At 63.1% G+C, this 26,469-nt stretch carries 15 protein-coding genes; 6 read left to right on the top strand and 9 right to left on the bottom strand.

What is annotated here, in order from left to right; translation table 11 throughout:
* Positions 1-362: 362 nt before the first annotated feature.
* Entirely contained in the window at positions 363-10,844 is a 10,482-nt protein-coding gene (locus F6B93_RS23745) for a PPE family protein (RefSeq protein WP_211695340.1), read from the top strand.
* 218 nt (positions 10,845-11,062) lie between these two features.
* Here F6B93_RS23745 and F6B93_RS12230 read toward each other — a convergent pair whose 3' ends face one another.
* From F6B93_RS12230 to F6B93_RS12205, 6 genes are all read right to left on the bottom strand, one after another.
* Complete coding sequence (locus F6B93_RS12230; RefSeq protein WP_211695339.1) at positions 11,063-12,079, bottom strand: carbon-nitrogen hydrolase family protein; 1,017 nt, start codon at positions 12,077-12,079, stop codon at positions 11,063-11,065.
* A 134-nt stretch (positions 12,080-12,213) separates the two neighbouring features.
* On the bottom strand, positions 12,214-13,956 hold the full coding sequence (locus F6B93_RS12225) for a PE family protein (protein ID WP_211695338.1): 1,743 nt from the start codon (positions 13,954-13,956) through the stop codon (positions 12,214-12,216).
* Positions 13,957-14,169: 213 nt separating this feature from the next.
* Positions 14,170-15,402: a cytochrome P450 gene (locus F6B93_RS12220; RefSeq protein ID WP_246540732.1), complete on the bottom strand. Its 1,233-nt coding sequence runs from the start codon at positions 15,400-15,402 to the stop codon at positions 14,170-14,172.
* Positions 15,399-15,977, bottom strand: coding sequence for a DinB family protein (locus tag F6B93_RS12215; RefSeq protein WP_211695337.1), 579 nt, complete (start codon positions 15,975-15,977; stop codon positions 15,399-15,401). The genes F6B93_RS12220 and F6B93_RS12215 overlap by 4 nt, the downstream gene beginning before the upstream one ends.
* Complete coding sequence (locus F6B93_RS12210) at positions 15,974-16,588, bottom strand: TetR/AcrR family transcriptional regulator (protein WP_211695336.1); 615 nt, start codon at positions 16,586-16,588, stop codon at positions 15,974-15,976. The genes F6B93_RS12215 and F6B93_RS12210 overlap by 4 nt, the downstream gene beginning before the upstream one ends.
* 150 nt (positions 16,589-16,738) lie before the next feature.
* Entirely contained in the window at positions 16,739-17,869 is a 1,131-nt protein-coding gene (locus F6B93_RS12205) for an FAD-dependent oxidoreductase (protein WP_211695335.1), read from the bottom strand.
* 280 nt (positions 17,870-18,149) lie between these two features.
* Here F6B93_RS12205 and F6B93_RS12200 point away from each other — a divergent pair, with 280 nt between their 5' ends.
* Both F6B93_RS12200 and F6B93_RS12195 read left to right on the top strand, forming a co-directional pair.
* Positions 18,150-19,634 (top strand): biotin carboxylase, encoded by a 1,485-nt coding sequence (locus tag F6B93_RS12200; protein WP_211695334.1) that lies wholly within the window; start codon positions 18,150-18,152, stop codon positions 19,632-19,634.
* Positions 19,635-19,640: 6 nt separating this feature from the next.
* Positions 19,641-20,849 (top strand): serine hydrolase domain-containing protein, encoded by a 1,209-nt coding sequence (locus tag F6B93_RS12195; RefSeq protein WP_211695333.1) that lies wholly within the window; start codon positions 19,641-19,643, stop codon positions 20,847-20,849.
* A 31-nt stretch (positions 20,850-20,880) separates the two neighbouring features.
* On the opposite strand, the gene F6B93_RS12190 is transcribed toward F6B93_RS12195, so the two are convergent.
* Positions 20,881-21,885: an NAD-dependent epimerase/dehydratase family protein gene (locus F6B93_RS12190; protein WP_211695332.1), complete on the bottom strand. Its 1,005-nt coding sequence runs from the start codon at positions 21,883-21,885 to the stop codon at positions 20,881-20,883.
* 201 nt (positions 21,886-22,086) lie between these two features.
* Here F6B93_RS12190 and F6B93_RS12185 point away from each other — a divergent pair, with 201 nt between their 5' ends.
* Together F6B93_RS12185 and F6B93_RS12180 are read left to right on the top strand one after the other, a co-directional pair.
* Complete coding sequence (locus F6B93_RS12185; protein ID WP_211695331.1) at positions 22,087-22,803, top strand: fasciclin domain-containing protein; 717 nt, start codon at positions 22,087-22,089, stop codon at positions 22,801-22,803.
* A gap of 231 nt (positions 22,804-23,034) precedes the next feature.
* Positions 23,035-23,772, top strand: a complete 738-nt coding sequence (locus F6B93_RS12180) for a deiodinase-like protein (RefSeq protein WP_211695330.1) — start codon at positions 23,035-23,037, stop codon at positions 23,770-23,772.
* On the opposite strand, the gene F6B93_RS12175 is transcribed toward F6B93_RS12180, so the two are convergent.
* Both F6B93_RS12175 and F6B93_RS12170 read right to left on the bottom strand, forming a co-directional pair.
* Positions 23,753-25,210 carry an amidase gene (locus tag F6B93_RS12175; RefSeq protein ID WP_425518543.1) on the bottom strand — a complete coding sequence of 486 codons (1,458 nt, stop codon included), beginning with the start codon at positions 25,208-25,210 and terminating at the stop codon, positions 23,753-23,755. The genes F6B93_RS12180 and F6B93_RS12175 overlap by 20 nt on opposite strands.
* Entirely contained in the window at positions 25,207-26,106 is a 900-nt protein-coding gene (locus tag F6B93_RS12170; protein WP_211695328.1) for an enoyl-CoA hydratase/isomerase family protein, read from the bottom strand. Before F6B93_RS12170 ends, F6B93_RS12175 begins: the two co-directional genes overlap by 4 nt.
* Here F6B93_RS12170 and F6B93_RS12165 point away from each other — a divergent pair.
* Positions 26,105-26,386, top strand: coding sequence for a hypothetical protein (locus F6B93_RS12165; RefSeq protein ID WP_211695327.1), 282 nt, complete (start codon positions 26,105-26,107; stop codon positions 26,384-26,386). The two genes, F6B93_RS12170 and F6B93_RS12165, sit on opposite strands and share 2 nt — an antisense overlap.
* The last annotated feature ends 83 nt before the right edge of the window (positions 26,387-26,469 follow it).

Genomic DNA, 26,469 nt, shown 5'->3' with positions numbered 1-26,469 from the left:
TGACCATCAGCGCCGAAGCCCGTGATCGCATCCGTGACGCGCGCATGGGCACGTGAGGCTTGCCCGCTGCCGGCGCCAGAAGCCGGCGGGTAGACACGGCTCAGTTGAGCCGGGATGTGATCGGCTTCAAGCACGGGACTGGCCACAACGACGGTCTTCAAGGCCGGATACCAAACACCCCTGCAAAATTCAAGAGCCTTGTACGGCCTGGACTAACCAACCGGGGTCAGTCCGACGGATCACGAGGATCGCAGGACTGACCACCTCCATACATTCCTAGGCTACGGCAGACGCGGCCGGGTCGGGACTGATCGCATGGGCCGCCGTCCAGGGGGAGGTCACCGATTCCAGTTATGGACAACATGAACTTTGCGGTGCTACCACCGGAGATCAATTCCGCGCGAATGTATGTCGGGGCTGGTCCGGGGCCCATGTTGACGGCGGCGCAAGTGTGGGACGGGCTAGCCATCGAGCTGGGATCGGCCGCGTCATCGTTTGGATCGGTGATCGCGGGACTGGCCGCTTCGCCGTGGCAGGGTCCGGCGGCGGAGGCGATGGCGGGTGCGGCGGCACCCTACGTTCGGTGGCTGACGTCGGCGGCGGCGCAGGCCGAGCAGGCGGCCACCCAAACCCGGTTGGTGGCTGCCGCGTTCGAAGCGGCGCGCGCCTCGACGGTGCATCCGGGGATCATCGCTGCCAACCGCAATCAACTTGTCTCGCTGGTGTTGTCGAACACTCTGGGGCAGAACGCCCCGACGATCGCAGCGACGGAGGCTGCCTATGAGCAGATGTGGGCGCAGGATGTGGCGGCGATGTTCGGCTACCGCGCTGGGGCTTCGGCGGCCGCTTCGGGGTTGACGCCGTTTAGCCAAGTGCTGCAGGGTCCGGCTGCCCTGGCGGGTCAGGCAGGCGGCCTTGCCCATGCGGTTGGCGCCGCGGCGGCGAGCCTTGCCGGCAGAGCCACAGCCGAAGTGAGTGCGGCCATCGCGGCCGCACCAGCGGTAGCCGTTGACGCCTTCCGCAATCTGGGCTGGGCAAACCTGGGTGGCGGCAACGTCGGTAGTGGCAACGTCGGGAATCTCAATGTCGGCCATGGGAATATCGGCAGCGGCAACATCGGCAGCGGCAATATCGGCAGCAGTAACTTCGGGTTCGGAAACACGGGCCCAGGGTTGACGGCGGCCTTGAACAACATCGGCTTCGGCAACACCGGCAGCGGCAACATCGGGTTCGGTAACACCGGCAGTGGCAACATCGGGTTCGGCAATACCGGCGACAACAACATCGGGATCGGACTCACCGGTGCCGGTCTGTCGGGGTTCGGCGGACTGAACTCCGGCACCGGGAACGTTGGCTTGTTCAACTCCGGCACCGACAACGTCGGGATCGGCAACTCGGGAACCGGCAACTGGGGCCTCTTCAACTCGGGCAACAGCTACAACACCGGCATCGGCAACTCCGGCGAAGCCAACACCGGCTTCTTCAACACCGGTATCGCCAACTCGGGCTTCGCCAACGCGGGCAACTTCAACACGGGCAGCTGGAACCCGGGCAGCGGCAACACCGGCGGCTTCAACCTGGGGGACTTCAACAGCGGCTATTTCAATAGCGGCAACTACAACACCGGGTTGGCAAACTACGGCAATGTCAACACCGGCGCTTTCATCGGCGGCAACTTCAGCAACGGCTTTTTGTGGAGGGGCGATTTCCAGGGCCTGTTCTTCAGCGACAGCCCCGGCTTCTTCAACTCGACTACCGCCCCGTCCTCGGGCTTCTTCAACAGCGGCGACGGCAGTGAATCGGGCTTCTTCAACTCCGGTACCAACAATTCCGGCTTCTTCAACACGTCCAAAGGGCTCATCGGCAACTCGGGCACCGGCAACAGCGGCGTGCTGCAATCCGGTCTGGCCAACTCCGGCAACACCGTTTCGGGCGTGTTCAATACGAGCTTCCTGGCCGTTACAGCGCCGGCGCTGATGTCGGGTGGTTTCAACAACGGCAGCAATATCGCCGGCTTCTTTGGCGGCCCTCCAAGTACCAGTAACTTCGGCTTGGCCAACGTGGGTATCAACAACGTGGGCAGCGGAAACGATGGCGACGGGAACGTCGGCCTCGGCAACTTCGGCATGCAAAACTTCGGCCTTGGTAACTCCGGCCTCGGTAACTTTGGCAGTGGGAACTTCGGCGACGTCAACTACGGCTGGGGCAACTTCGGCGTCCAGAATCTCGGGCTCGGCAACCTCGGAACGTACAACTTCGGTACCGGAAACCTGGGCGACTTCAACTTCGGTTCCGGGAATCTGGGTATCTACAACAACGGTTCCGGAAACGCCGGCGACTACAACGTCGGCTTCGGTAACGCCGGCGATTACAACCAGGGATTTGCGAATACCGGTCTCAACAATATCGGTTTTGGGAATACCGGCAACGGCAATTTCGGCATCGGCCTGACTGGCGATGGCCAAGTCGGTTTCGGCGCCCTGAACTCCGGCATCGGCAACAGCGGCCTCTTCAATTCGGGCACTGAAAACCTTGGTTTGTTCAACTCGGGCACCGGAAACGTCGGCTTGTTCAACTCAGGCACAGGCAACGTCGGCATCGGCAATGCGGGCACCGGAAACTGGGGTTTCGAGAACCCGGGCACGGCGAACACAGGCGTCCACAACGTGGGCACGTACAACACCGGCTTCGGTAATGCCGGAACATTCAACACGGGCTTCTATAACGTCGGCAGCCACAACAGCGGCGCCTTCAATGTGGGCAGTACCAACACCGGCAGCCACAACGTGGGCAACGTCAACTCCGGCGACTTCAACACCGGTGACACCAACACCGGCTACTTCAACCCTGGAAACATCAACACCGGCGCCTTCAACATCGGTGACAACAACAATGGTTTCCTCGTCTCCGGCGATAACCAGGGCCAGATTTCGATCGACCTCTCTATCACGACTCCCTACATTCCCATCCACCAATCGATAGTCATCCCGGTCGACCAGATGATGCCCTTTGGCGGCCAGGTATTGCAGATCACCGAACCTGGTGGGAATTTCAGCGCATCCTCTATCCAACTACCGCTGGTGACACTCACCATCGGCGGGTCGGCGACTACCGTGCCCATCACTGTTCAAGGTGCCCTGGAGAGCCGCACGATCACCTTCCTCAAGATCGACGCGGCCCCCGGCTTCGGCAATACCACCACCAAGCCCTCGTCGGGGTTCTTACAGTCGGGCACCGGCGGCAGCTCAGGCTTGCAGAACGTCGGCGCCCTGAGCTCGGGCACGTGGAACAGCGGTCTCACGGGGGCGACTGGAAACTCCGGTTTCCAGAACTTCGGCTCGATGCTTACCGGCGTGTCGAACTTCGGCAACACTATCTCCGGCTTCTACAACACCGGCACAGCCGGACTCGGCACGGCGGCCAATGTCTCAGGCCTCTACAACATCGGCACCGACGTAGCGGGCGTATTCAACAGCCCGAGCGGAACGATCTTCAACGCTGGTCTGGCCAACCTCGGCCAACTGAACGTCGGCAGCGGCAACGTCGGCAGCTTCAACCTCGGCAGCGGAAACCTCGGCGACTTCAACGTCTTGTCCGGCAACCAGGGCAGCTACAACATCGGCCCCGGAAACGTCGGCGACTTCAACCAGGGCTTCGGCAACCTGGGCAGCTACAACCTCGGCTCGGGGAACCTGGGCAGCTACAACCAGGGCTTCGGCAACGACGGCGACTTCAACATCGGGTTCGCCAACACCGGCAACAACAACATCGGCATCGGACTGACCGGCAACAACCAAGTCGGCATCAATTTCGCTGGCGGGTTCAACTCGGGCAGCGGCAACATCGGCATGTTCAACTCCGGCACCAACAATGTCGGTTTCTTCAACTCCGGCGACGGCAACTGGGGCATCGGCAACTCCGGAACCCTCAACACCGGCATCGGCAACACCGGAACCACCAACACCGGCTTGTTCAATAGCGGCTCGTACAACACCGGCATGGCCAACACGGGCAGCTTCAATACCGGCAACTACAACAGCGGCACCACCAACACCGGCCACGCCAACCGCGGTGACTACAGCACCGGCTGGTACAACACCGGCAACTACAGCACCGGCTTCGCCAACCAGGGCGATATCGCCACCGGATTCTTCATCACCGGCGACATGAGCAACGGCGTCACCTGGCGCGGCGGCGAAGAAGGCCTCTGGGGCGGCGGCTACGCGATCACCGTTCCCGAAATTCCCGCGGCTCTGAGGGTGGATATTCCGATCAATATCCCTATCACCGTCAGCTTCACCAACACCGTCTTCACCGGCGTCACCATCACGGACCTCACCGCCGGTCCGGCCCACTTCGGCAAACTCGAAATCCCGCAAATCACGGCTGTCGGTCCGGCGATTTCGTTCAACATCGGTGACCCAGGCGGTACCACTGCGATCTCAATCCTGGCGGCCGCTCGCGTCGGCCCCGTCGACTGGACGCTCTTCGACGTCCCGGCGCAGACAGGCTTTTTCAATACCACCACCGGATCGTCGGGCTTCTTCAACGACGGCACCATCGTGTCGGGCATCTCCAATGTCGGCGCCAACATTTCGGGCTTCCAGAACGTCGCGAGCTCGGGAACCTCGGGCTTCAAGAACTTGGGCGACCTGCTATCGGGCGTGGCGAACCTCGGCGACACCGTCTCGGGCTTCTTCAACACGGGCACCGCAATACCGGCCAATCTCTCGGGCGCTTTCAACTACGGCGCCGACATGGCGGGAGTCTTCGCCGACAGCGTGACCGGGACAACGACCTTCAATGTGGGCTTGGCAAACATTGGCCAGTTCAACCTGGGCTTCGCGAACATCGGCGACCACAACATCGGCGTCGGAAATCTCGGCAACTCGAACTTTGGCGCCGGCAACATCGGCAGCTTCAATGTGTTCTCGGGGAACCAGGGTGCATTCAACGTGGGCCCGGGAAACTCCGGCGACTACAACACCGGTCTGGCAAACCTCGGCGCCTACAATTTCGGCGTCGGTAATGCCGGCGACTACAATTTCGGCTTCGGCAACTCCGGCAATTACAACCAGGGACTGGCGAACACCGGCAATTACAACATTGGCATCGGGCTCACCGGCGACGGTCAGGTCGGGATCGGCGCCCTGAATTCGGGCATCGGCAACACCGGCTTGTTCAACTCGGGAACCGACAACATCGGCTTGTTCAACTCGGGAACCGGGAATGTCGGCGTGTTCAACTCGGGAACCGGAAACTGGGGCATCGGCAACACCGGTGCCCTCAACACGGGCATTTTTAACTCCGGCGACATCAATACCGGTTTCTTCAATGCTGGCATCGGCAACACCGGCATCGCCAACCCGGGCGACTACAACTCTGGCAGCTTCAACCCGGGCAGCTTCAACACCGGCGACGTCAACCTGGGTGACTACAACACGGGCTACGTGAACACCGGCAATTACAACACCGGTTTCGCGAACTCCGGCGATGTCAACACCGGTGCCTTCATTGCTGGCAACTTCAGCAACGGCCTGCTGTGGCGGGGTGATTTCCAGGGCCTGTGGGGGTTCAGCGTGAGTGAATCCATCCCCGACACCGCCATTCCGGTCGACTTCGCTGTACCGATCTTTCTCGATATCCCCATCAACGGCACACTGGGCACCTTTGCCGTCCTCGCCTGGACGCTGCCATCAACCAACGTCACCTTGTTCGGCTTCATACCCGTCAGTGTCAGTTCCATTGTTTTTCCGCAGCTCTCGTTGAACCTTCCTGCGATAAGCCTCAACATCGGGAGCGGCCCGGGCCCGCTGACGGATATCGCCGGGACCGGCGGACTTCTCCCGATCCAGATCCCGATCGTCGACATACCGCCGGCCCCGGGGTTCGGGAACTCGACAACAACTCCGTCATCGGGGTTCTTCAACTCAGGTGCAGGTACCGTATCGGGCTTTGGAAACGCGGGCGGCAATATTTCGGGCTTCTTCAACTTTGCCTCCGGCAGCTTGGGAGTGTCGGGCTACCAGAACGTCGGCGACTTGCTATCGGGAGTTTCCAACCTCGGCGAGAACATCTCCGGCTTCCTCAATACGGGCCTGACCACTCCGGCCGATATCTCGGGCTTCGGCAACATCGGCGACAACATTGCCGGGTTGCTCAACAACAACCCGATCTTCAACCCGGGTATCGCGAACCTCGGCGTCGGAAACATCGGCGGTGGCAACCTCGGCGACTTCAACATCGGCTCCGGCAACGTTGGCAACTCCAACATCGGCAGCGGCAACATCGGCAGCTTCAACGTCTTCTCCGGAAACCAGGGCATCTACAACTTCGGCCCCAGCAACCTGGGCGACTACAACGTCGGTTTCGCAAACCTGGGCGACTTCAACCAGGGCTTTGGGAACGACGGCAGCAACAACATCGGGTTTGCCAATACCGGCACCAACAACATCGGCATTGGGCTGTCCGGCACCGGGCAGGTCGGGTTCGGCGCGTTGAACACCGGTACCGGCAACATGGGCCTGTTCAACTCGGGCACCGGCAACGTCGGCTTGTTCAACTCGGGCACCGGAAATATCGGCATCGGCAACTCCGGTACCGGCAACTGGGGCATCGCGAACTCGGGCATTGACAATGTGGGGTTGTGGAACCCGGGCACCGGCAACACGGGCTGGGCCAATGTGGGCAGTTACAACACGGGCGCTTACAACACCGGTATGGCCAATACCGGTATGGCCAACCCCGGTGTCGCCAACACCGGCAGTTTCAACACGGGCAGCACCAACACGGGTGACTTCAACGCCGGCGAGTACAACACGGGCTGGTTCAACACCGGTGACTACAACACCGGCCTGGGCAACTCCGGCACGGTCAACACCGGCGCGTTCAACGCGGGCAATTACAGCAACGGCATGTTCTGGCGGGGCGACTACCAGGGTTTGTGGGGCACGCACGTGGCCCTCAACATCCCGGACTTCCCGGTGGTGAACTTCGACATCGAAATCCCGGTCAATATCCCGATCAGCGCCGACCTGGGCACCCTCGTCCTCAACGGCTTCACTATCCCGCAAATCTCCTTCAGTTCCCTGCTTATTACCAACGCCAGAATCGGGCCGATCACGATTCCGGCGCTCACCGGCACGCTGCCGGTGATAGATGCCAACATCGGCGCCCGCGATGGTTCGACGACGATCCCGATCTCTATCCGCAGCGGTCTGGGACCCATCAATGTGGTGTTCCTCGACATCCCGGCGGCGCCCGGGTTCGGGAACACGACCAGCACCCCGTCGTCGGGTTTCTTCAATTCCGGGACGGGTACGGCGTCCGGGTTCGGCAATTTCGGTGGCAATTCAGGCTTTTGGAATTCCACGTTGTCGGCGGTCGGGAACTCGGGCATGCAGAACTTCGGTTCGCTGCAATCGGGGTTTGCCAACCTGGGCAACACGGTGTCGGGGTTCTACAACACCAGCACGGCGGGACTGGCGACGGCGGGCAACCTGTCGGGTCTGTTCAACATCGGCACCGACCTGGCCGGGCTGTTCCACGGCGAGACCGGGACCATCTTCAACATCGGTCTTGCCGATGTCGGCCAGTTGAACATCGGCGGTGCGAACATCGGCGACGTCAACATCGGCAGCGCCAACATCGGTAGCGGCAACGTCGGCTTCGGCAACATCGGTAACAGCAACGTCGGCAGCGGCAACGTCGGCGACTTCAACTTCGGCTTCGGTAACGCGGGTCCGGGGCTGACGGCGGCCATCAACAACATCGGGATCGGCAACGTCGGCGACTACAACGTTGGCTTCGGCAATACCGGCGATTACAACATCGGCTTCGGTAACACCGGCAGCAACAACATCGGGATCGCGATCACCGGCGACAACCAGATCGGTATCGGCCCGTTGAACTTCGGTATCGGTAACACGGGCCTGTTCAACTTGGGCGACAACAACATTGGCCTGTCGAATGCCGGCAACTTCAACCAGGGCTTCGCCAACACCGGCAACAACAACATCGGATTGTTCAACACCGGCGACAACAATGTCGGTATCGGGCTCACCGGCGACGGCCAGTCCGGGTTCGGGTCACTGAGCTCGGGGGCGGGCAACATCGGTTTGTTCAACTCCGGCACCGGCAACACCGGCTTCTTCAACTCCGGCACCGGCAACACCGGCATTTTCAACTCCGGCACCGGCAACATCGGTATCGGCAACATGGCCACCGGCGGGCTCGGTATCGCGTTGTCCGGCGACAACCAGATCGGCATCGGCGGCACCAACTCGGGCAGTTTCAATATCGGCTTGTTCAACTCGGGCACCGGCAACGTCGGTATCGGCAACTCCGGCACCGGCAACTGGGGTATCGGCAACTCCGGCACCGGCAATACCGGCATCGGCAATACCGGCACCTGGAACTCGGGCTTGTTCAACGCCGGCGACTTCAACACCGGCTTCGCCAACCCCGGCGATTACAACACCGGGATGTTCAACATCGGCGACTTCAACACCGGTATGGCCAATCTGGGTGACTACAACACCGGTCACTACAACACCGGTCACTACAACACCGGTATCGCCAACGCCGGCGACTTCGGCACCGGCGGCTACATCACCGGCAGCCAGAACAACGGCTTCTTCTGGCGCGCCGACCGCCAGGGCCTGATCTGGGCCAACTACACTATCCAGGCCCAGCCAGTCCCGGCCTTCCTGACCGTCGACGTCCCCATCAACATTCCCATCACCGCCACTATCACCGACATTTCGATTGACGCCTTCACCATTCCGGCAATCGACGCCAGGGCGACCCTGAGTGCACCGTTCATCAACCGGTTCTTCCCGGTCATCAACCTCCTCAGTGCCCGGGCACTGGTCACCGTCGACCCCATTACGATCCACGGTGGCGACAGCTCCGCCCCCTCAATCACGCCCATCACTATCAGTTTCGGTACGCAGCCGGCGGTGGATATTGTTATCGGTGGCCCGAACACGGCCATCAACGTTGTGGGTGGGGCTTTCGGCGGACCCGCGTTGGTTCCGCTCATCGATGTGGTGCCGCAACCGGGCTTCTTCAACGCCACGACCGGCCCGTCGTCGGGCTTCCTCAACTGGGGTATCGGCAACGCCTCGGGCCTGCAGAACTTCGGGAACAATTCGGGCTTCTTCAACGTCGCCACCGCGACGATTGGAAACTCCGGCTTCCAGAACTTCGGCTCGCTGCAATCCGGGATGGCGAACCTCGGCAACACCATCTCGGGTCTGTTCAACACCGGCACCGCATCCCCGGCCACGATTTCCGGGCTGCTCAACATCGGTACGAACCTGGCCGGATGGTTCCAGAACGGCCCCGATGCGACGACCTTCAGCGTCGGCGTCGCCAACGATGGGTTCTGGAACCTGGGCAGCGCCAACATCGGCGCCAACAACGTCGGCAGCGGCAACATCGGCCTGGGCAACTTCGGCAACGGCAACATCGGCAGCTCGAATGTCGGCAGTGGCAACATCGGCAGCTTCAACTTCGGCGGCGGCAACATCGGCACCGGAAACTTCGGCTTCGGCAACGTGGGTCCGTCGTTGACCGCGGCGATCCAAAACGTCGGGTTCGGCAACACCGGCAGCTTCAACATCGGCTTCGGCAACACCGGCGACAACAACATCGGCTTTGGCAACACCGGCGACGGCAACATCGGTATCGGCCTGAGCGGCAACGCCTTGACCGGGTTCGGCAGCCTGAACACCGGTTCGGGCAACATCGGGCTGTTCAACTCGGGTACAGGCAACGTCGGGTTCTTCAACTCCGGCACCGGCAACTGGGGCATCGGCAACTCCGGGGAGTACAACACCGGCATCGGCAACACCGGCAGCACGAACACGGGCTTCTTCAACAGCGGCATGGTCAACACCGGCATCGCCAACGCCGGCGACTTCAACACCGGCCTGTACAACGCGGGCAACACCAACACCGGCAGCTTCAACCCGGGCAGCTACAACAGCGGCGACTTCAACACCGGCAACTACAACACCGGCTACTTCAACACCGGCAACTCCAACACGGGTATCGGGAACTCCGGCAACGTCAACACCGGGTTCTTCATCTCCGGCAACTACAGCAACGGCATCTTCTGGCGCGGCGACTACCAAGGCCTCGGCGGGTTCGAATACCAGACCACCATTCCCGAGATCCCCTGGCGCTACGACATCGCCACCGACATCGACATCCCGATCAACGGCACCATCAACGCCATCACCCAAGACCTGATCACCATCGACCAGATCGATATCCCCATCAGGTTGCAATTTTCGATCTGTCTGTTGTGGATCCCCTTCGTCGGATGCGTTCTACCCATCAACTTCCCGGGAATACCCATCACCACTGTGGAACTCGGGCCCTTCACCCTCGGCCCGCTTGCGCTCAACCCCGAGACGCAGATCCAGTTTGGCTTCGGCCAGCCCATGGACCTGTTTGACGACGGGACGATCGGCCCGTTCAGTTTCGGGTTCGGATGGCAGGGAAGCCCCGGATTCTTGAACACGAGCACTGCCCCGTCGTCGGGCTTCTTCAACTCCGGAAGCGGTGGCGCATCGGGCTTCCTCAACGACGCCGCCGGCGCCGTCTCCGGCCTCGGAAACGTCTTCACCCAAACGTCGGGCGTCTTCAACGCCGGCGGCCCGGGGAACTCGGGCTTCCAAAACTTCGGCACACTGGAGTCGGGCTGGTTGAACCTGGGCAACTCCATCTCAGGCATCTACAACACCAGCATGCTGGACCTCATGACGGAGGCTCTTGTCTCCGGCGTCGGGAACTTCGGCTCCCGACTCTCCGGCTTCTTCAACGCGAGTAACTGACCATAGAGACGTGAATCTGAACCGCGCCGTCGCCGTCGGCGCGGACAGTTTTAGGGCGAACTGACTGGGGGTGAACGCCTGTGGACAGCAGATGTCCCCCAGGGTGTTGGCAGTGCGTTTTTTCTGTACATCACAGAGATGAACAAATCAAACTTGATGAGCTATAACCAATTTCGCTGTGATCTGGTGGGATGACTGCTAGACCGCGGAAGCCCCACTCAAGTCGCCGAGTCTGACGCAGAACCACCTCGTTCTGAGGCACTGTCACCGCGTTCTTCCGGAAGTGTTACCGGCCCGGGCGCAGGGTCCCGGTAAACGACCGGGCGCCGCGGACTCCTATTGAGCAACAATTGAGTTACGTCGCCCCGTGAATAGTGCCCGGCGGGGTCGTTGGCCAACTTTGCGGCCGGGATCTTGGCCATGTCACAATCCGCGACCAGCACGGCTTCCTCATCGTCCCCCAACGGACCAGCGATAGTCATACCCGTGGGGTCGATAATCTGCGAGGCGCCGCCGCCAACCCGCAGCAAAGCCCGCTTCTGATCGTCATCCCCGAGAAGCTCAAAGGTTGACTGATCGCAAAGCCCTCCCACGTGGATAACAAACGTCTGCGTCTCCAGGGCATAACTGCGGGAGGCCGCGATGTTGGCCTCGGCACTGAATGAATGCAGCGTCCCCGTGTACAGGCAGAAGGCGGGCCAGGCTGAGACGTGGATCTGCTCGTTGAACGAGTTCATGGCAAAGCGAGTCAAGGGCTGCAGATGTTCCCAGCAGTTGAGCGAACCGACCCGCCCCAATTCGGTTTCGACAACAAATAGGTCGCTGCCATCGCCCTCCCCCCAGATTGTGCGCTCGGCATGTGTCGGTTTCAGCTTGCGCCGGTGGCCGACGAGATTGCCTTGGGTGTCGATCGTGATCTGCGCCAGATAAAGGCTGCCGCCGTGGCGTTCGGTGAGGCCCATGACGACATAGATGCGTTGTTGTCGGGCAGCGGCACACAGTTGTTCTGTAGTCGCGCTTGGGATTTCTACCGCGTTCGCATACAGCTGCTGTGCGAACGGGGCGCCATACACTGGTGAGCCCAGGTAGATCCACCATGGATAACCCGGCAGCCAGGCCTCGCCGAAGGCGACCAACTGCGCACCCTCTTTCGCGGCGGTGGCGATGAGCTTCACAGCCTTATTGGTCGACCCTTCGCGGTCCAGGAAAACGGGAGATGACTGGGCAGCGGCCAAGCGGAGGGTTTGATAAGTGTCACCCATGCCGCCCTCCTTGTCGGTGGACTCGGGAATGAGTCGTACTCTATGCGGGTGGCCGAGGTAGCCTAGATCTTGGGGCTGTTCCCCGGTGTGGGCTCGGATGTAGTGCGCTAGGCGGCCAGGCCCTGGAGGGTTTGAACGTTGCCATAGAGCGCTAACCCAATGGTTGCCAGTTCTACCGCGCCGGCGATGGTGGTCAGTCCCACTGTGGCCGCGATCGGCAATCCGATCGCGTCGATGAGGTCTCCCTGCGCGAGTTCGCTCACGAAGAGGCCCGCGTTATACATGGGCAAAGTCACCAGAAGGGCAACTCCGATATCGGCGGTTGGAAGTAGGAGGGCATAGTCGTCGGAGGCAATCGTGGTAAGCCCGTTCACAATCTCGATTGGTGTCGGGGCGGCAGTCACCGCGTTCACGAAGTCCACCGGTTGCGGCAAGGCAAGGGATAGGGGCGCCGGTGGCTGCGCCTGGATAGCATTCAGGGCGCTCACGAAGTCCACCGGTTGCGGCAAGGTGAGGGATAGGGGCGCCGGTGGTTGCGCCTGCAAAGCATGCATGTCAGCGGTGAAGTCGTGGATTCCTTCCTGTGCGCCTGCATTTAAGGCATCAAGAACGCGGAGCGGGCTGACATCTGGGAACAAGCCGAACGGCGTTGTCACGTCCGCAGGACTCGTCGAGTAGCCGAATTCGGGGTCTCCGTAGCCCAGATTGACGATCACTTCCAGGCTCGGTTGAAACAGGTTGGCTAGCGGGCTTCCAATGACGGGAATGGCACGCAGCGGCGCCAACAGCGGCAGATTCTCCGTCTCAATCATGTAATAGGTGGTGTTGCCGCTGTAGCCGGGAGACGTCGGCAATTGAATGGCGCTATCGACCTGTGCCTGCGTAAGCCCCATGTATGTGGGGTGCACGGTGCCGATGCCCATCACTGCATTGAGGGTGGAGATGAAATTGAGTGGGTACCTTGGGAAGTCGGCAAAGCCGTCGTATTCGAGCGTGTAAATGGCCGTTTCGTACGGTGTGTCGGATGGGGTTCCGCCGTAGAAGGTCAACCCCAGGCTCGGGATGGACAGATCCGGGAACCGCGCGAGCATGCCCCCGTTCGGGTTCATCACGTTGCCGGTCAACACGAAGTTGAGTTGGCTTGGGTCCGGAGGTGTTGCACCAAACGCGGACGCGCCTGCGGCGAGGTTTCTCATCTCCAGCGAGGCGATGACAGAACTTTGGGAGTACCCGAAGACGGTGACCGACTGTCCGGCGTCATTGATCTTCTCGTAGAGGGTGTTATCCAGAATGGCTATGCCCTCGTTCACCGACCTGTTCAGGGTCAGGCTCCTGACACCGGTGGCTGGGTACAACTCTTCCGGAGTGAAGAGCCTTTGGAGCGTTTCTGTCGAACGAACGTAGAGAGCATTCGCCCGCTCGACGTAATTCTGTGATGGTATGGGATCGCCGGTGCCACCCAAGAACAACGATACTTCGTTCGCCATGAACGGCGGAATCATGGCAGCGGCCGGCGCGGCCGACGCGCCCTGGGCGGGCGCGACCAGCGCGCCCTGTAGCGCCGCGACGCCGGCAGTCTCGGCTTGGGCGTAGGCGCGTCCGGCCGCCGCAAGAGCCTGATGGAATTCGCTATGAAACGCCGCGACATGTGTGGCGACGGCCTGGTATTCCTGGCCGTGTGCGGCAAGCACGTTGGCTATTGCCGCCGACACTTCATCGCCGGCCGCCGCCGCCAGACCAGAAATCCGTCCCGCCGCAGCGGCATTGGCCGCGCTGATTGTCGAACCAATCCGCTCTAGGTCCATGGCAACCGACGCCATCATCTCGGGCTCAGCGACGACATATGTCACAGTTTCTCTACCTCCGAACGACAAGGGCGCTTCCGGTCAATGGAGTCCCACCCGTGACGTGGCCCCCGTCCCAGTAAAAGGAGATTTCGGACGTTCGTCCGGCGTTGGTGGCAGATCCCCTGCATTTGGTCCACCCTATGTGCGACCCATGGGCGGCGTGATTCGGGCCTGTCGTGAGGCGGTGCTGGCGTCGTCGGTCTCGCCCGCCTCCAGCTACGGCGACCAGAGAACGTGCAAGTTTGGCGGCTTGCGGAACACCAAGCCCCGTGGTGAGTGTGGGTGGTCGGGGTTGAGTCGCAGCCCGGCCAGGCGGTCGAGCAGGCGGCCGATCGCGATAGTGGTTTGCGCCCTGGCGAGGTGTGCGCCGAGGCAGGCGTGCGGGCCTTGGGCGAAGGCGAGGTTCGAGGCGGCGTTGGCGCGGCTGATCTCGTAGCGATCGGGGTCGTTGAACACCGCGGGGTCCCGGTTGGCCCCGGCGATCGAGACCGTGACCAGGTCCCCTCGCTGGATCCGTGCGCCGCCCAACTCGACAGGGCGCGTGGCGTAGCGGTCGACGGCCGCGGCGGCTGGCTCCAATCGAATCGATTCCTCGATCGCGTTCGACCGCAGATCCGCGTCGTCGCGAACGGCCGCGAGCGTATCGCGGTCGCCGAACACGAGCAGGTGGCGGATCGCGTTGAGGATCATGCCCTCGGTGGTGTCGATACCACCGAACAGCAGCACCGCGGCATTCGACACGACCTCGTCGTGACGCAGCCCTTCTGGTGCGCGCATCGCGTGCGCCACCAGAGACGACACATCGCCGTGAGCGATGTTGTGCACCAATGCGTCTCGCAACTGACCGAACGCCTGCGTTCCGGCGGTGGGTACGGGTCGCCCCCGCGTCACCTCCGACACCGCTGCCACAATCGATGCGTACCAGGCCAACACCGCATCGGCGCTAATGTCGCAGAGCCCAAGCGCCTCGGTCGCTACCGCGACTGCAAGCGGCCCGGCGAACTGACGCCGGAGCTCCGCCTTGCCGGCGGGTCGTATCGCAGAGATCAACCGATCGGTCTCTGTTCCGATGAAGGCGACAAACCGTTCCCGCACCTGCGCGGGTCGGAATTGGTGTGTGAAGGGCTTGCGGTGCCGGTCGTGCGCGGCGCCGTCGAGGGAAAGCATGCTGGGTCCAAGCACCTGGGACGTGGAGAATCGGGGATCGTCGACGGTGAAGGTGATGGGATCGCGCATCACTGTCGCGGCGAGGTCGTAGCGGGTAACGATCCACCCGCCCAGCGCGTCAAGCCATGAGACCGGCTCGGTCGCCCGCAGCCGGGCCAGCAGCGGGTGCGGGTCTTGTTCCAGCTGGGCCAATGTCGCCCAGCGCCCGAGTGGAAACCGCTCGGTGCCAGGACGTGGAACTAGTGCGCCGCTGGGTGGGATGCACCCGGAGCGTTGGCTCACCGCGCCACCGTGCGTAGGACTTCGGAGATGTGCTTGAAGTCGTTGGCTTCGTGAAAGCCGATCACTTGGATCGACTGAAGCACGTTCAGCCGGCCGAAGGGGCCGTCCCAATAGACGATGTGCCCGGCAGTCCTCTCGTCGATATCAAGCGTCGCACGCAAGATGCTCGCCTCTGCCTCGAGTCGGTCCGCAAGGATATGCAGCGGAAGCGGGTTGGATGGTCCGTGCTTGGGCTTCAAGAACGGCAACAACGGACCGGGGATAGAGTCTGGCTGTGCCTCAAAGAGATCGGGGACGTCAGTTTCGTAAGGTCGGTTGCGAAACAGAGCTGCAAACTTAGAAGCCACCGGGACATACATCTGGGTCAGAATGCGCTGGACCCGGATCGTCCGCCAGATGTGCTCTAGCCATTCGCCAGCTGACCATTGCCCATCGGCGGGACGGCGCCACGCGAGGGATGGCGCAAGCCGCACCAGCTCCGGCAGATGGTGTCTGCGCTGTTCGGCGAGGGTGGCAAAGTGTCGCTCGAGCGCGGCTGATGTGGTTGTCCGCCGTGGGTGGATCGTTTCACTCATGACATTTCCCTTCGTGTCCCTTCGTGGCCTGCGGTTGACAGAGTGTCGTCGGGTGCTACTAGCCGATGGAGTATGGCCGCAGCAGGTTTGGCGTCCGGGCCGATGCCCAACCCGCGGTGCAGCAGCGCGCCGTCGAGGGCGGCCAGCAGAATGGCGGCAGTGTCGCCGTGGGCAGGCACACCGCATTCGAGCAACCGCCGGGCGAAAGCCTCACGGAGATCGGCGAGTTCGCACGCCATCTCGTGGCGAAGCTGAGCGTCGCGGCTGGCCGCCAGATAGGCCTCAACGAATAACCGTGCCGTCGGGTCGTCACCGCTATGGCGATCCGACGACTTCAGCAGCACATCGATCAGGTCGGTCGCGGTGGCGGCGATCTCGACCAGCGTGTTGATGTCGTTCACCCGCTGCCGCATGGCGCCGATGACAGCCTCACGCAGCAGCGCCTGCAGCGACGAATAGTGGTAGTGCACCACACTTGGCGTGACACCCGCGCGTTCGGCCAGTATCCGCGTGCTTACCGCCGTCCAGCCTCTCTCGGGGATGAGTTCGACCGCGGCAGACGTTAGCCGTTGCCGCACCTCGTTCCCGCGTTCCATTGATGGTGAGGTCACCCAGTACCTCCCTAGTAGAGCGATCGCCCTGTGCAATTGACCTGTACGACTGCCCTAATAGTAGCACGGTCGGTGCGGTGTATCCATGACACGCCAGCCATTCGGCCATGACTCAGGCGCCGTAAGCGGCCAGACCGTGTCGGCCGGTATTCAGCCCACTTCGTCGGTTCGTGGTCGCCGGATGCCGTGGTAGATCCCCCGTCTGACGATCCACGGCTGCAGCACCCGGTCGATCGACCATGCTGGGAAACGAAACCGGAGCCCGCTGGGGGCAAAAACTTCAAGGCCGTCCGCCTGCACGCCGAGCACCGAGCCCCAGCGGCGGTTCGGCGCTCGGTAGCTGCGTAGTGATCGACCCGCGAACTCGGCGCGAACGTTATGAGCGACAAGTCGATCGGCTCGGTTGCGGGCTGAACTGCGGAGCCGATCGGTCGCAGCCACATCGCCTACCGCGAACACTCCGTGATGATCCGGGACACGCAACTGCGGCGTCACCCGGACAAAGCCCTCGTCGTCGAGCAGCTCCGGGGGCAACCAGTCGGTGTTCGGTCGCACCTGTCCGATCGCCCACAGCACGGCATCGGCCGATGTGGGTGCCTGACCACTGCGCCATGCGACCGGTTCGCTGGTGATCCGTTCGTACCCAAAGCCGTTGGGAATGGCCGCTCGGTGCCCTGGTCGAAGGACCACACCCGCGTCGCTCAATCGGCGCCGTACCCGACGCCAGACCCGCGGGTGGTGGTCAGCCAAGGGGCGCTCGCCCGGGTAATACAGGCCGATCCACTTGTTCGGCCAGACGGTCGCGATATTGGCCGCGCTGCTGACCGCGGCGGCGCCACCGCCGACGACGACCACCGAACGCGCGGCGGCTAGCCGATCGTGGGCGGCCTGCAATTCGGCACCGATCTGGTCGGCCGACTGCAGGTCCGGGCGGCGCCAAAAGCCGTTGGTGACCCCAGTGGCGATAACGAGTGCGTCGTAGTGCTCGATCTCCACTGAACCGTCCGCATGCCGAGCGAATACTGCACGGTCGGCGAGGTCGACCCCGGACAGGGCAGCCTGGATCGTCCGCACCCGATCGAGGCCGCGGAACCGGTCGAAGGAAATCCAGTAGTCGCGTGCCCAGGCGTCGGGGCGGGACAGCCGCATCCCCAACTCCTGTCCACTCACCAAAGCGGGCTTGACCGAGATTCCGACGACGTCGGCGTGACCGGAAAGATGGATGGCAGTCAGGACGCCGGTGTCGCCGAGCCCGGCGATGATGACTCGTTTGCCAGTCACGCCCACACCTCCCCTCCCCGATGACCTGATGATCTTTAGACAACCACCTTCACCGTGCCTGAGGTGCGGCTAGCCCACGCCCGCGCCTGAGCGACGACTGCGGCGAGGTCGAATACGGTGGTTTACCAGTGCGATCCGTCGTTTCACCGGATAACTCAACGCCCCTTCTGGCGGTACCCGCGCCCTGGTTGCGGTTCTGCGGGGTGCACACTTGTGCAATGTTGATATGTCGTGTCATGACCATTGCGGCCGTTGCGCTGACCGTAGCGCCCCTGCCCGCGTGAACCCGCCCGCTGGCAGGCCTGGACCCGAGCCCCGCCGCCCACTGCGCGGCCTTTCGGACGTACGCGCCTTCTTTCATACGAACGCCGCACCGCTGTACTTCATCTCGCCCACCCCGTTCAACCTGCTCGGCATCGACCGCTGGGTACGGAACTTCTTCTACCTGAACTACTTTGATTCCTTCGAGGGCGCACACCCTCGGGTATTCGTACCCCGGCGGCGCGACCGTAGGGCTTTCGACTCGATGGGAGACGTGTGCAACCACCTCCTGGGTGATCCCGAGACACTCGAGTTCATCGCGCGCCGGGGGCCAGGTGGCAAGGCCTGCTTTGTGATGCATGACGAGGAGACCCAGGCTCTCGCGGAGCGGGCGGGGCTCGACGTCATTCACCCCCCGGTGGAGCTGCTGCATCGATTGGACTCCAAGACCGTCATGACGCGCCTCGCCGATGAAGCGGGCGTCCCGAGCGTGCCTTATGTGATCGGGCATGTCGGTTCATACGACGAGCTGCTGGTGCTGGCGCAAACCGCCGGATTGGGCGATGACCTGGTCGTTCAGGATGCCTACGGCGATGCCGGCAGCGGGACGTTCTTTGTGCGCGGCGAGCGCGACTGGGACCAGTGCGCCGCTGAGCTAGCCGCACAGCAAGAAGTGAAAGTCATGAAGCGTATCCGCAACGTCGAGGTATGCGTTGAGGGCACCGTGACCCGCCACGGGACGGTGATCGGCCCGCCGATGACCAGTCTGGTTGGGTATCCCGAGCTGACTCCGCACAAGGGGGCCTGGTGCGGCAATGACATCTGGCGCGAGGTGCTGCCGCCTGCCCAGACGCACGCCGCGCGAGAAATGGCGCGAAAGCTCGGCGACGTCATGAGCCGCGAGGGGTACCGCGGCTACTTCGAGGTCGATCTCCTACATGACCTGGACTCCGACGAGCTTTACCTCGGCGAGGTGAACCCCCGCCTGAGCGGCGCCAGCCCGATGACGAATCTGACCACAGAGGCTTACGCGGACATACCGCTGTTCCTCTTCCACCTGCTCGAATACATGGACGTGGACTACGAACTCGACATCGACGAGATCAATGCGCGCTGGGAACGGGGCTACGGCGAAGACGAAGTCTGGGGTCAGGTAGTCATCTCGGAGACCTCGCCGGATCTCGAGCTCTTCACCGAGACGCCACGCACCGGTGTCTGGCGTCTTGAGGACGACGGGCGCGTCGCCTTTGCGCGCTCCGCCAACGACTGGGACACGCTGCTCGACGAGTCCGAGGCCTTCTACATGCGTGTCGTGGCGCCCGGCGACCTACGCTGCGAAGGCGCCCAACTTGGTGTGCTCTTCACCCGCGGACACCTGCAGACCGACGACTATCAGCTCACCGAGCGCTGCCAGCATTGGGTCAAGGGCATCAAGGCGCAGTTCGCCTCGGCACCCCTAACGCCGGCCGCGCCGATCATCTCGCGGCTCGTCGCACGAGCCTGAGCGCCGATGATCGGCGGCGAACCTGATCGCGCCCCAGCCGGTATGACACTGGACAACTGGCTGTCGTCACCCTATTCGCATTGGGCATTCCAGCACATCGAAGACTTCATGCCCACGGCGGTGATCCCACGCGGCTCCGGACCGGCTGCGGCATTGCCGGCAGCCACTGCCCCGATCGCCGAGATCAGGTTGACCAGGACGGACGGGGACGACACCACCGTCGGCGCCGTGATGTCCGCCACCGCCACAGACGGCTGGGCGGTTGCCCACCGCGGTTCGATGGTGGCCGAGGAATATCTCGACGGGTTGCAGCCCCTGACACGGCACCTGCTGTTCTCGGTGAGCAAGTCGCTGGTCGCGGCCGTGGTCGGCGCGCTGCACGGGGCCGGTGCGATCGAGCTTCACGCACCGGTGACGCGATATATACCCGCCATGGCGAACTGCGGCTACGCCGGCGCGACGGTGCGCCACCTGCTGGACATGAGATCGGGTATCGCCTTCTCGGAAAATTACGACGACCCAGCGGCGGAGATACACGTCCGCGAGCAGGTGATTGGGTGGCGGACGAAGAGCAACGCGGACCTCCCCGCCACGCTGCGTGACTACCTCCTGACCCTGCGGCAGAACGTCTCTCACGGCGGCCCGTTCGAATATCGGTCGTGTGAGACCGACGTACTCGGCTGGATCTGCGAGGTGGCGGGCGGCCAGCGGATGCCCGAACTGATGTCGGAACTTTTGTGGAGCCGCATCGGCGCCCAGTGCGATGCCACGATCGCCCTAGACACGGCCGATACCGCAGGCACCGGAATATTCGACGGCGGCATTAGCGCCTGCCTGACCGACATGATTCGGTTCGGGTCGCTGTTCCTGCGCGACGGTGTCTCGCTTTCTGGCCAACACGTGGTACCGGCAGCGTGGGTCGCCGACACCGTCGACGGTGGTCCCGACTCGCGTCAGGCGTTCGCCGCCAGCCCCGACGACACCCACATGCCCGGCGGCATGTACCGCAACCAATTCTGGTTTCCCTACCCGGGCAGCAACGTCACGTTGTGTGTGGGGATGTGTGGTCAGATGATCTACGTCAACCGCGCCGCCGACGTGGTCGCCGCCAAGTTGTCCAGCCGTCCGGTCTCTCATGACGACCCGCAGTCACAGGCGAACACGCTGCGCGCATTCGATGCGGTTGCACATCAACTGGCCGGATTCCCCGGTTAGCCGCCGGTTTCGCCGACCGCTGATGCGGGGCTCACCGGCGCAATCGGCCGACGCGCCGCAGGCCCGCCACGGTGTCGGCGAAGGTCTCGCGCGGCTCGCGATAGTTGATGCCGAGTTCGACCTCGCTCGGGGTGTCATCCGTCGGCGGCATCTGCGTGTAGTACTGCGTCGCTGACCCCGTGATCGGTGTGTCGAAGGGCAGGCGATGGCCCAGCGTGTCGACGACTCTTCCGACGCCGCGCAGGAAGCGATCCGGCAGCGGGTACCTGCGTATCGGCAGCCCGGTCGCCTCTCGGAGCATGACCGCCAGGTCCGCAACGGGAATGCGCTGGCCGCCCGCCATGTATCGGCGCGGACCCTTGCCCTCAGTGAGCAGGGCGGCATGCAAGGCGGCGACGTCGCGCACATCCACGACGGTCCAGGCGGCGCCACGTCCACCCGGTAAGCCGCGCAGCTCAACGGCCGCGATGATGCCTTCGGCCGCCTCGCCGAACTGATTTCCCGCGGGCGGCCCAAGAACCATGCCGGGATAGGTGATAGCGACCGGCGCACCGTCGGCTTGCAGACGGCGTGCGTAGTTCTCGACCGCCGACTTGGACTGGCCATAGCCGTCGCTTCCGCCCACTACCGGCAGGTCTGCGCTCACCATGGGGAGGCCAGGTCGGAACAGTGCGGTGAAGCTCGACACATGCACGATCGGATCCAGACCTCGCTCCGCGGCGGCGCCGAGCACGTTGCGCCCGCCTTCCAGGTTGATGCGGAGCATCGCCGCGGCCGCCTCGGCGGCCTTGACAACGGAAACCATTGCAGCGCTGTGAATCACCGCGTCACAGCCGTCCAGCGCGGCGCCTGTCGAGCCCGGGTCGCCGATATCTCCAACAACGTAATCGGACGTATCCAGACCGATTTGCGCCGCGCTGGTGGTCAACCGCGCCGGGTCGCGGACCAGAAACCGCACCTGGTGCCCAGCGTCGGCGACAGCCTTCGCCGTCCAGGCCCCCACAAACCCGGTGCCCCCAGTAATAAGAACCTTCATTGGCCCTCCCGCATCAGCCCTCCCGCGCATCCTCTCGGGTCCCAATCAGTCACCCTAGCCCGGCATTGCGCGAGGTGTTCCTGCTGCGTGTGGTGATGATGATGGCAGCCCCGAGGCTGGTCAGCTACCGCCGGCGTTCTTGGTACGGTATCGATGAATCGACCCGCCATGAGCAATGGATTCATGACCTGAGGAGTGAGTGTGAACACGCGTACCCCATGGGCACGGGCAGCCGCGGCCGCGATCTCCGCCATCGGGATATCGCTGGCGCTGCCGGTCACCGCTTACGCCGATCCGCCCGATGAGCCGAAGCCGGAGGTCAATCTCCCCGATCCGCAAGGACCCGGCTGCGATGCGTTCAAGGAGGCCGTGCCGAACTACAAGACGCTGGCTACTGAGCCGCTGGGCACCGCGCTCGCCAGCATCCCAGAGATCAGCACCTTCAACTCTGCGGTAACAGGTCAACTCAATCCTGAGGTCAACGTCGTCGACGTGCTGAACAACGGGCCGTACGTGGTGTTCGCGCCAGACAACGACGCGTTCGCCCAGTTGCCACCCGAGCAACTTGATGCGCTCAAGTCCGACTCGAGTGCGCTTCTCGACCTCGTGTACTACCACGTCTTTTTGAGCTTGCTGGGTCCCGACGATGTCAGTGGGCAATGGAATACCCAGCAGGGTTCTCAGGTGATGGTCACCGGAAAAGGTGGTGACATAACGATCAACGGCACCGCCAAGGTGGTGTGCGGAGGCATCCACGCACGCATGGCGCGGATCTACATCATCAACCAGGTCTTGAACATGGCGCAGGCCCCCGAACCGATCCCGGTCGCGCCGAGCTTGCCGCCGACCGCCTCGCCGGGCGCGACGGAGACCTCGCCGGAGGCGCCGGTGACCTCCGAGGAAGCGCCCTCGCCTTAGCGGGAAGCACGGGCCGGTTCTCTCCCAGCCTCTACGGCAGTGGATCTCACCCAAGAGCCGCCCGTTACGGTCACATCCACGCGCTGAGCACTGCGACAAGCGCCAAGCCGTAGTGGCTTTCTGGTGTGCGGCACTCGACAACTGACAAGCTAAGTCACCTGCTGTTGACATAGCGAGCCGGCTTGGGGTAGGTTTAATTCATCAGACGTTGATTTGTGATAGGAGGAACCCATGAAGAACGCGGCTTCGGCGACGCGGGGTCAGGACCTGCAGAGCTACAACTATCCCCACTTCCACGTCCACCCAGAGCAGCTCGAAGCCCTCGGAGGCGTTGAGGTCGGCGATCCCGCACCGGACTTCGCCGCTCGGCGGCTCGACGGCACCGAGGTCAGGCTTTCGGACTTTCGCGGCAGGCCCGTGGTTCTGGAGACCGGCAGTGTGAGCTGTCCACAGTACGTTTCGCGCGTCACCCAGATGAACGCGTTGGCCTATCGATTCCCCGATGTGGTGTTTCTCGTCCTCTACGTGCGCGAGGCGCACCCCGGTGGGCACATCAGCGCTCACCGCACCGCCGATGACAAGAACGCTGCGGCGCGCATTGCGGTAAGCGAGGAGCGTGAGGGCCGTGTCATCTTGGTCGATGATGTCGAGGGCTCGGCGCATCACGACTACGGCTGCATGCCCAATACCGTGCATGTCATCGACGCGAAAGGGACGGTCGTATTCCGCGCGTTGTGGAACGACCCAGCCGGCGTCGAGGCCGCGTTGCGCAGTCTGTCATCCGGTGGCGATCCGGCAGCGGTGCGGACGGCGTTCTCTCCGGCCCCCCCTACCACGTTGTTGCGGGTGCTGCGCCGGGCGGGTTGGCGAGCTGTGTGGGATTTTGCCCTCGCCTTCCCCCAGCTAGCTGTCGGGCACCTGCGAGAGAGCCTTCCGGGGCGGACCCGGCTTACGCGCCTCGACCGCTAGCGAACTCCTCCGGCGGGCGGCGGCGATGAAACGTTGTCGCCTGCTGGAATGCGTGACCGAGTTGGACGAGGAAATGCTCGGCGAATGTTCGGCCGATGAACTGGATCCCGAAGGGGGTTCCTCGCGGTGTCGTTCCCGCGGGCAGGCAGATCGCGGGATTGCCGCTGAGGTTGAAAGGCGCGGTGGGTGCGGCCAAGGTGGCGAGCAACTTTGGGTCCTCGCCCAGGGTCCGCATAGTCTCCAGCGTTGGTGCTGCCAGACCGCAGCTGGGCATCAACACGATGTCCACATCGCGAAACACGCGGTACAGCGACGCGGTGAATTCCCGCCGCTGGTTGATCAGCTCCTGGTACTCCATGGCGCCCAGTCTTCGTCCGGTTTCAATGAGCCCACGCAGGGTCGGCCCGTATTGGCTGGCGCGAGCCGGATAGGTTTCGGCATGGGCGATGGCCGTCTCCACCGAGCGCAGCTTTCCGCAGACTTCGACGATCGGAGCCAGTGGCGGCAACCGCACGTCAACGACAGGCCAGCCAATGTCGTCGAGCATCCTCATGACGTCGATCATGATCGCGTTGGTGTCGTCGTCGAAGACCGCCATCTGGTGCCGGTCCACGCCGATATTGGGTATCCGCGCCAAGACGAGGTCATCGGCATAGTCCGGGACGGGTTCCGCCGATGACGTCGGGTCGTTGACGTCGGATCCGGCCATGGCGGTCAGTAGAGCTCCGGCGTCGCGGGCGCTTCGAGCGATGGGTCCGACGTGGTCGAAACTGGCTGCAAGCTCAACGATCCCGTAGCGGCTGACCCGTCCCCATGTCGGCTTGATCCCGGTGACGCCGCACATGCTCGTCGGAAATCGGATCGATCCCCCGGTGTCGGATCCGACTGAGCCAAAGCACAATCCCGCCGCGGTGGCCACTCCACAACCACTCGACGACACTCCCGCCCACGTAGCTGCATCCCAAGGGTTGACGGGCACCGGAAGTCGCGGGTGATAGCCGACGTAGCCGCCTTCGGTCATGGCCAATTTGCCGGTGATCACGGCACCGGCAGCGCGCAGTCTCGCGACGACGGTGGCATCGTAGGGTGGCCGAAAACCCTGAAGGATCCTGGTGCCCGCCGCGGTCGGGGCGTCTACCGTGTAGCACAGATCCTTTACGCCGATCGGTATGCCATGAAGCACGCCGCGGTAGTGGCCCCGAGCTATCTCAGCGTCGGCGGCACGTGCGGTTTCTAGCGCAGAGTCGGGCGTGACCCACGCGTAGCTCTTCAGGTGTGGATCGAACTTTTCGATCCGCCGCAGGGTCGACTCGGTGACGTCCTCCGACGTAAGTTGCCGGGTGCGAATCAACTCGGCGATTTCGGTCAGGTCACGCTGCCAGATCTCGTCGTGGTGTTGCGACGTGTCACTCACGAGTGCGCTGTCCTGCGATCTCAGATCGCACTGCCGCCGTCGAACCGGGGCGGACGTCCCTCAGTGAAGGCGGCCACACCTTCGCGTAAGTCGTCTCCGTCGTAGGCAGCGATGGCCAAGCGGATCAGGGCATCGGTGTCAGCGCCGGTCAGCGTGCGACCGTGCATGCCGGCGATCATTTTCGCCGCGCGCATCGTTACCGCCGACTGCCGGCAGATCTGACCAACGAGCCGGGCCGTCGCATCCGCCAATTCGCCAGCGGAGACTACTTTTTGCACCATCCCCCAGCGTAAGGCGTCGTCGGCGCCGACGAGTTCCCCACTGAACAACAAGTACTTCAGGGCTGCCGGACCGATGCGGCGCGCGACGGCCTCGGCTTCGGGGAAGCCAAGGATGACCCCGAGCTTGCCCAGAGGGATCCCAAAGCGTGCGTCATCGGCCGCGATGGCGACATCGCAGGCCGTGACGAGTTCGCACCCGCCGCCCACGGCGAGGCCACGGACCGCTGCGATGACCGGAATCGGCGCCGCGGCGACTGCGCGCAGGCATGCCGCGAGGCTCTCGTTATAGTCGGTCGCGTCCGCCGCTGTCATTCGAGTATGGGGAAACTCCTTGATGTCGGCGCCCGCAGCGAACGCCTTGTCCCCGGCGCCGCGGAGTATGACTGCCTTGAGCTTCGGCTCGCCCGCCAGGTCCTCGAACAGCTGCCTGAGACGTCGCCAGCTTGCCAAGTTCAGCGCATTCTGCGCCTGGGGATGACTAAGGGTGACTACCGCGACTTCTCGGCTTCGTTGCAGCGCAACGCGATCGAGGATCTCCCGGGGATCCGGTGGACTGACCAGCAACGCACCGATCTCACGTTCCAGATCGTCTTCCAGATCGCCTTCCAGATCGCCATTGTCGCAGGTGCTTTTGCCCATGGCCGCACTCATCCCCTATCACTGCCTCATCACTACGTTCTCTACATCAAACCTCGTGGCGGGCAACTTTGGTGCGGATCTCTGCGGGCCGAACCTGTCGCGGTCGCTGCCGCGCCACGATTCCGATCGGGGATATTCCGGGGTGGCACTGCTGGCTGCCGGCGGGCGATTGCCCGCGAACACGAAACATGCTCAGCGACTCATCGCGCTCATCGACGGTGAGACCTGGAAGCCGGGCCAGAGTGCCCTCCACGCCCTCTGGCCCGGCGGCGCCAGGTGAAAAGTCGATCTTCGAAAAACAACGCGCAACAATGATTGTGCGCCAACCAGTCGTGGCGCACATCCGGTGGCGAAGCATTCCCA

Origin of the sequence: Mycobacterium spongiae, from assembly GCF_018278905.1 — a bacterium.
Taxonomy (GTDB): Bacteria; Actinomycetota; Actinomycetes; order Mycobacteriales; family Mycobacteriaceae; genus Mycobacterium; species Mycobacterium spongiae.
This window is presented reverse-complemented; position numbering and strand designations above follow the sequence as displayed.

Excerpts from the sequence above, each read along its gene's own strand:
- F6B93_RS12190 (WP_211695332.1), bottom strand. The coding sequence starts at position 21,885 with ATGAAGGTTCTTATTACTGGGGGCACCGGGTTTGTGGGGGCCTGGACG.
- F6B93_RS12165 (WP_211695327.1), top strand. The coding sequence starts at position 26,105 with ATGGCCGCACTCATCCCCTATCACTGCCTCATCACTACGTTCTCTACA.
- F6B93_RS12180 (WP_211695330.1), top strand. The coding sequence starts at position 23,035 with ATGAAGAACGCGGCTTCGGCGACGCGGGGTCAGGACCTGCAGAGCTAC.
- F6B93_RS12170 (WP_211695328.1), bottom strand. The coding sequence starts at position 26,106 with ATGGGCAAAAGCACCTGCGACAATGGCGATCTGGAAGGCGATCTGGAA.
- F6B93_RS23745 (WP_211695340.1), top strand. The coding sequence starts at position 363 with ATGAACTTTGCGGTGCTACCACCGGAGATCAATTCCGCGCGAATGTAT.
- F6B93_RS12215 (WP_211695337.1), bottom strand. The coding sequence starts at position 15,977 with ATGAGTGAAACGATCCACCCACGGCGGACAACCACATCAGCCGCGCTC.
- F6B93_RS12195 (WP_211695333.1), top strand. The coding sequence starts at position 19,641 with ATGATCGGCGGCGAACCTGATCGCGCCCCAGCCGGTATGACACTGGAC.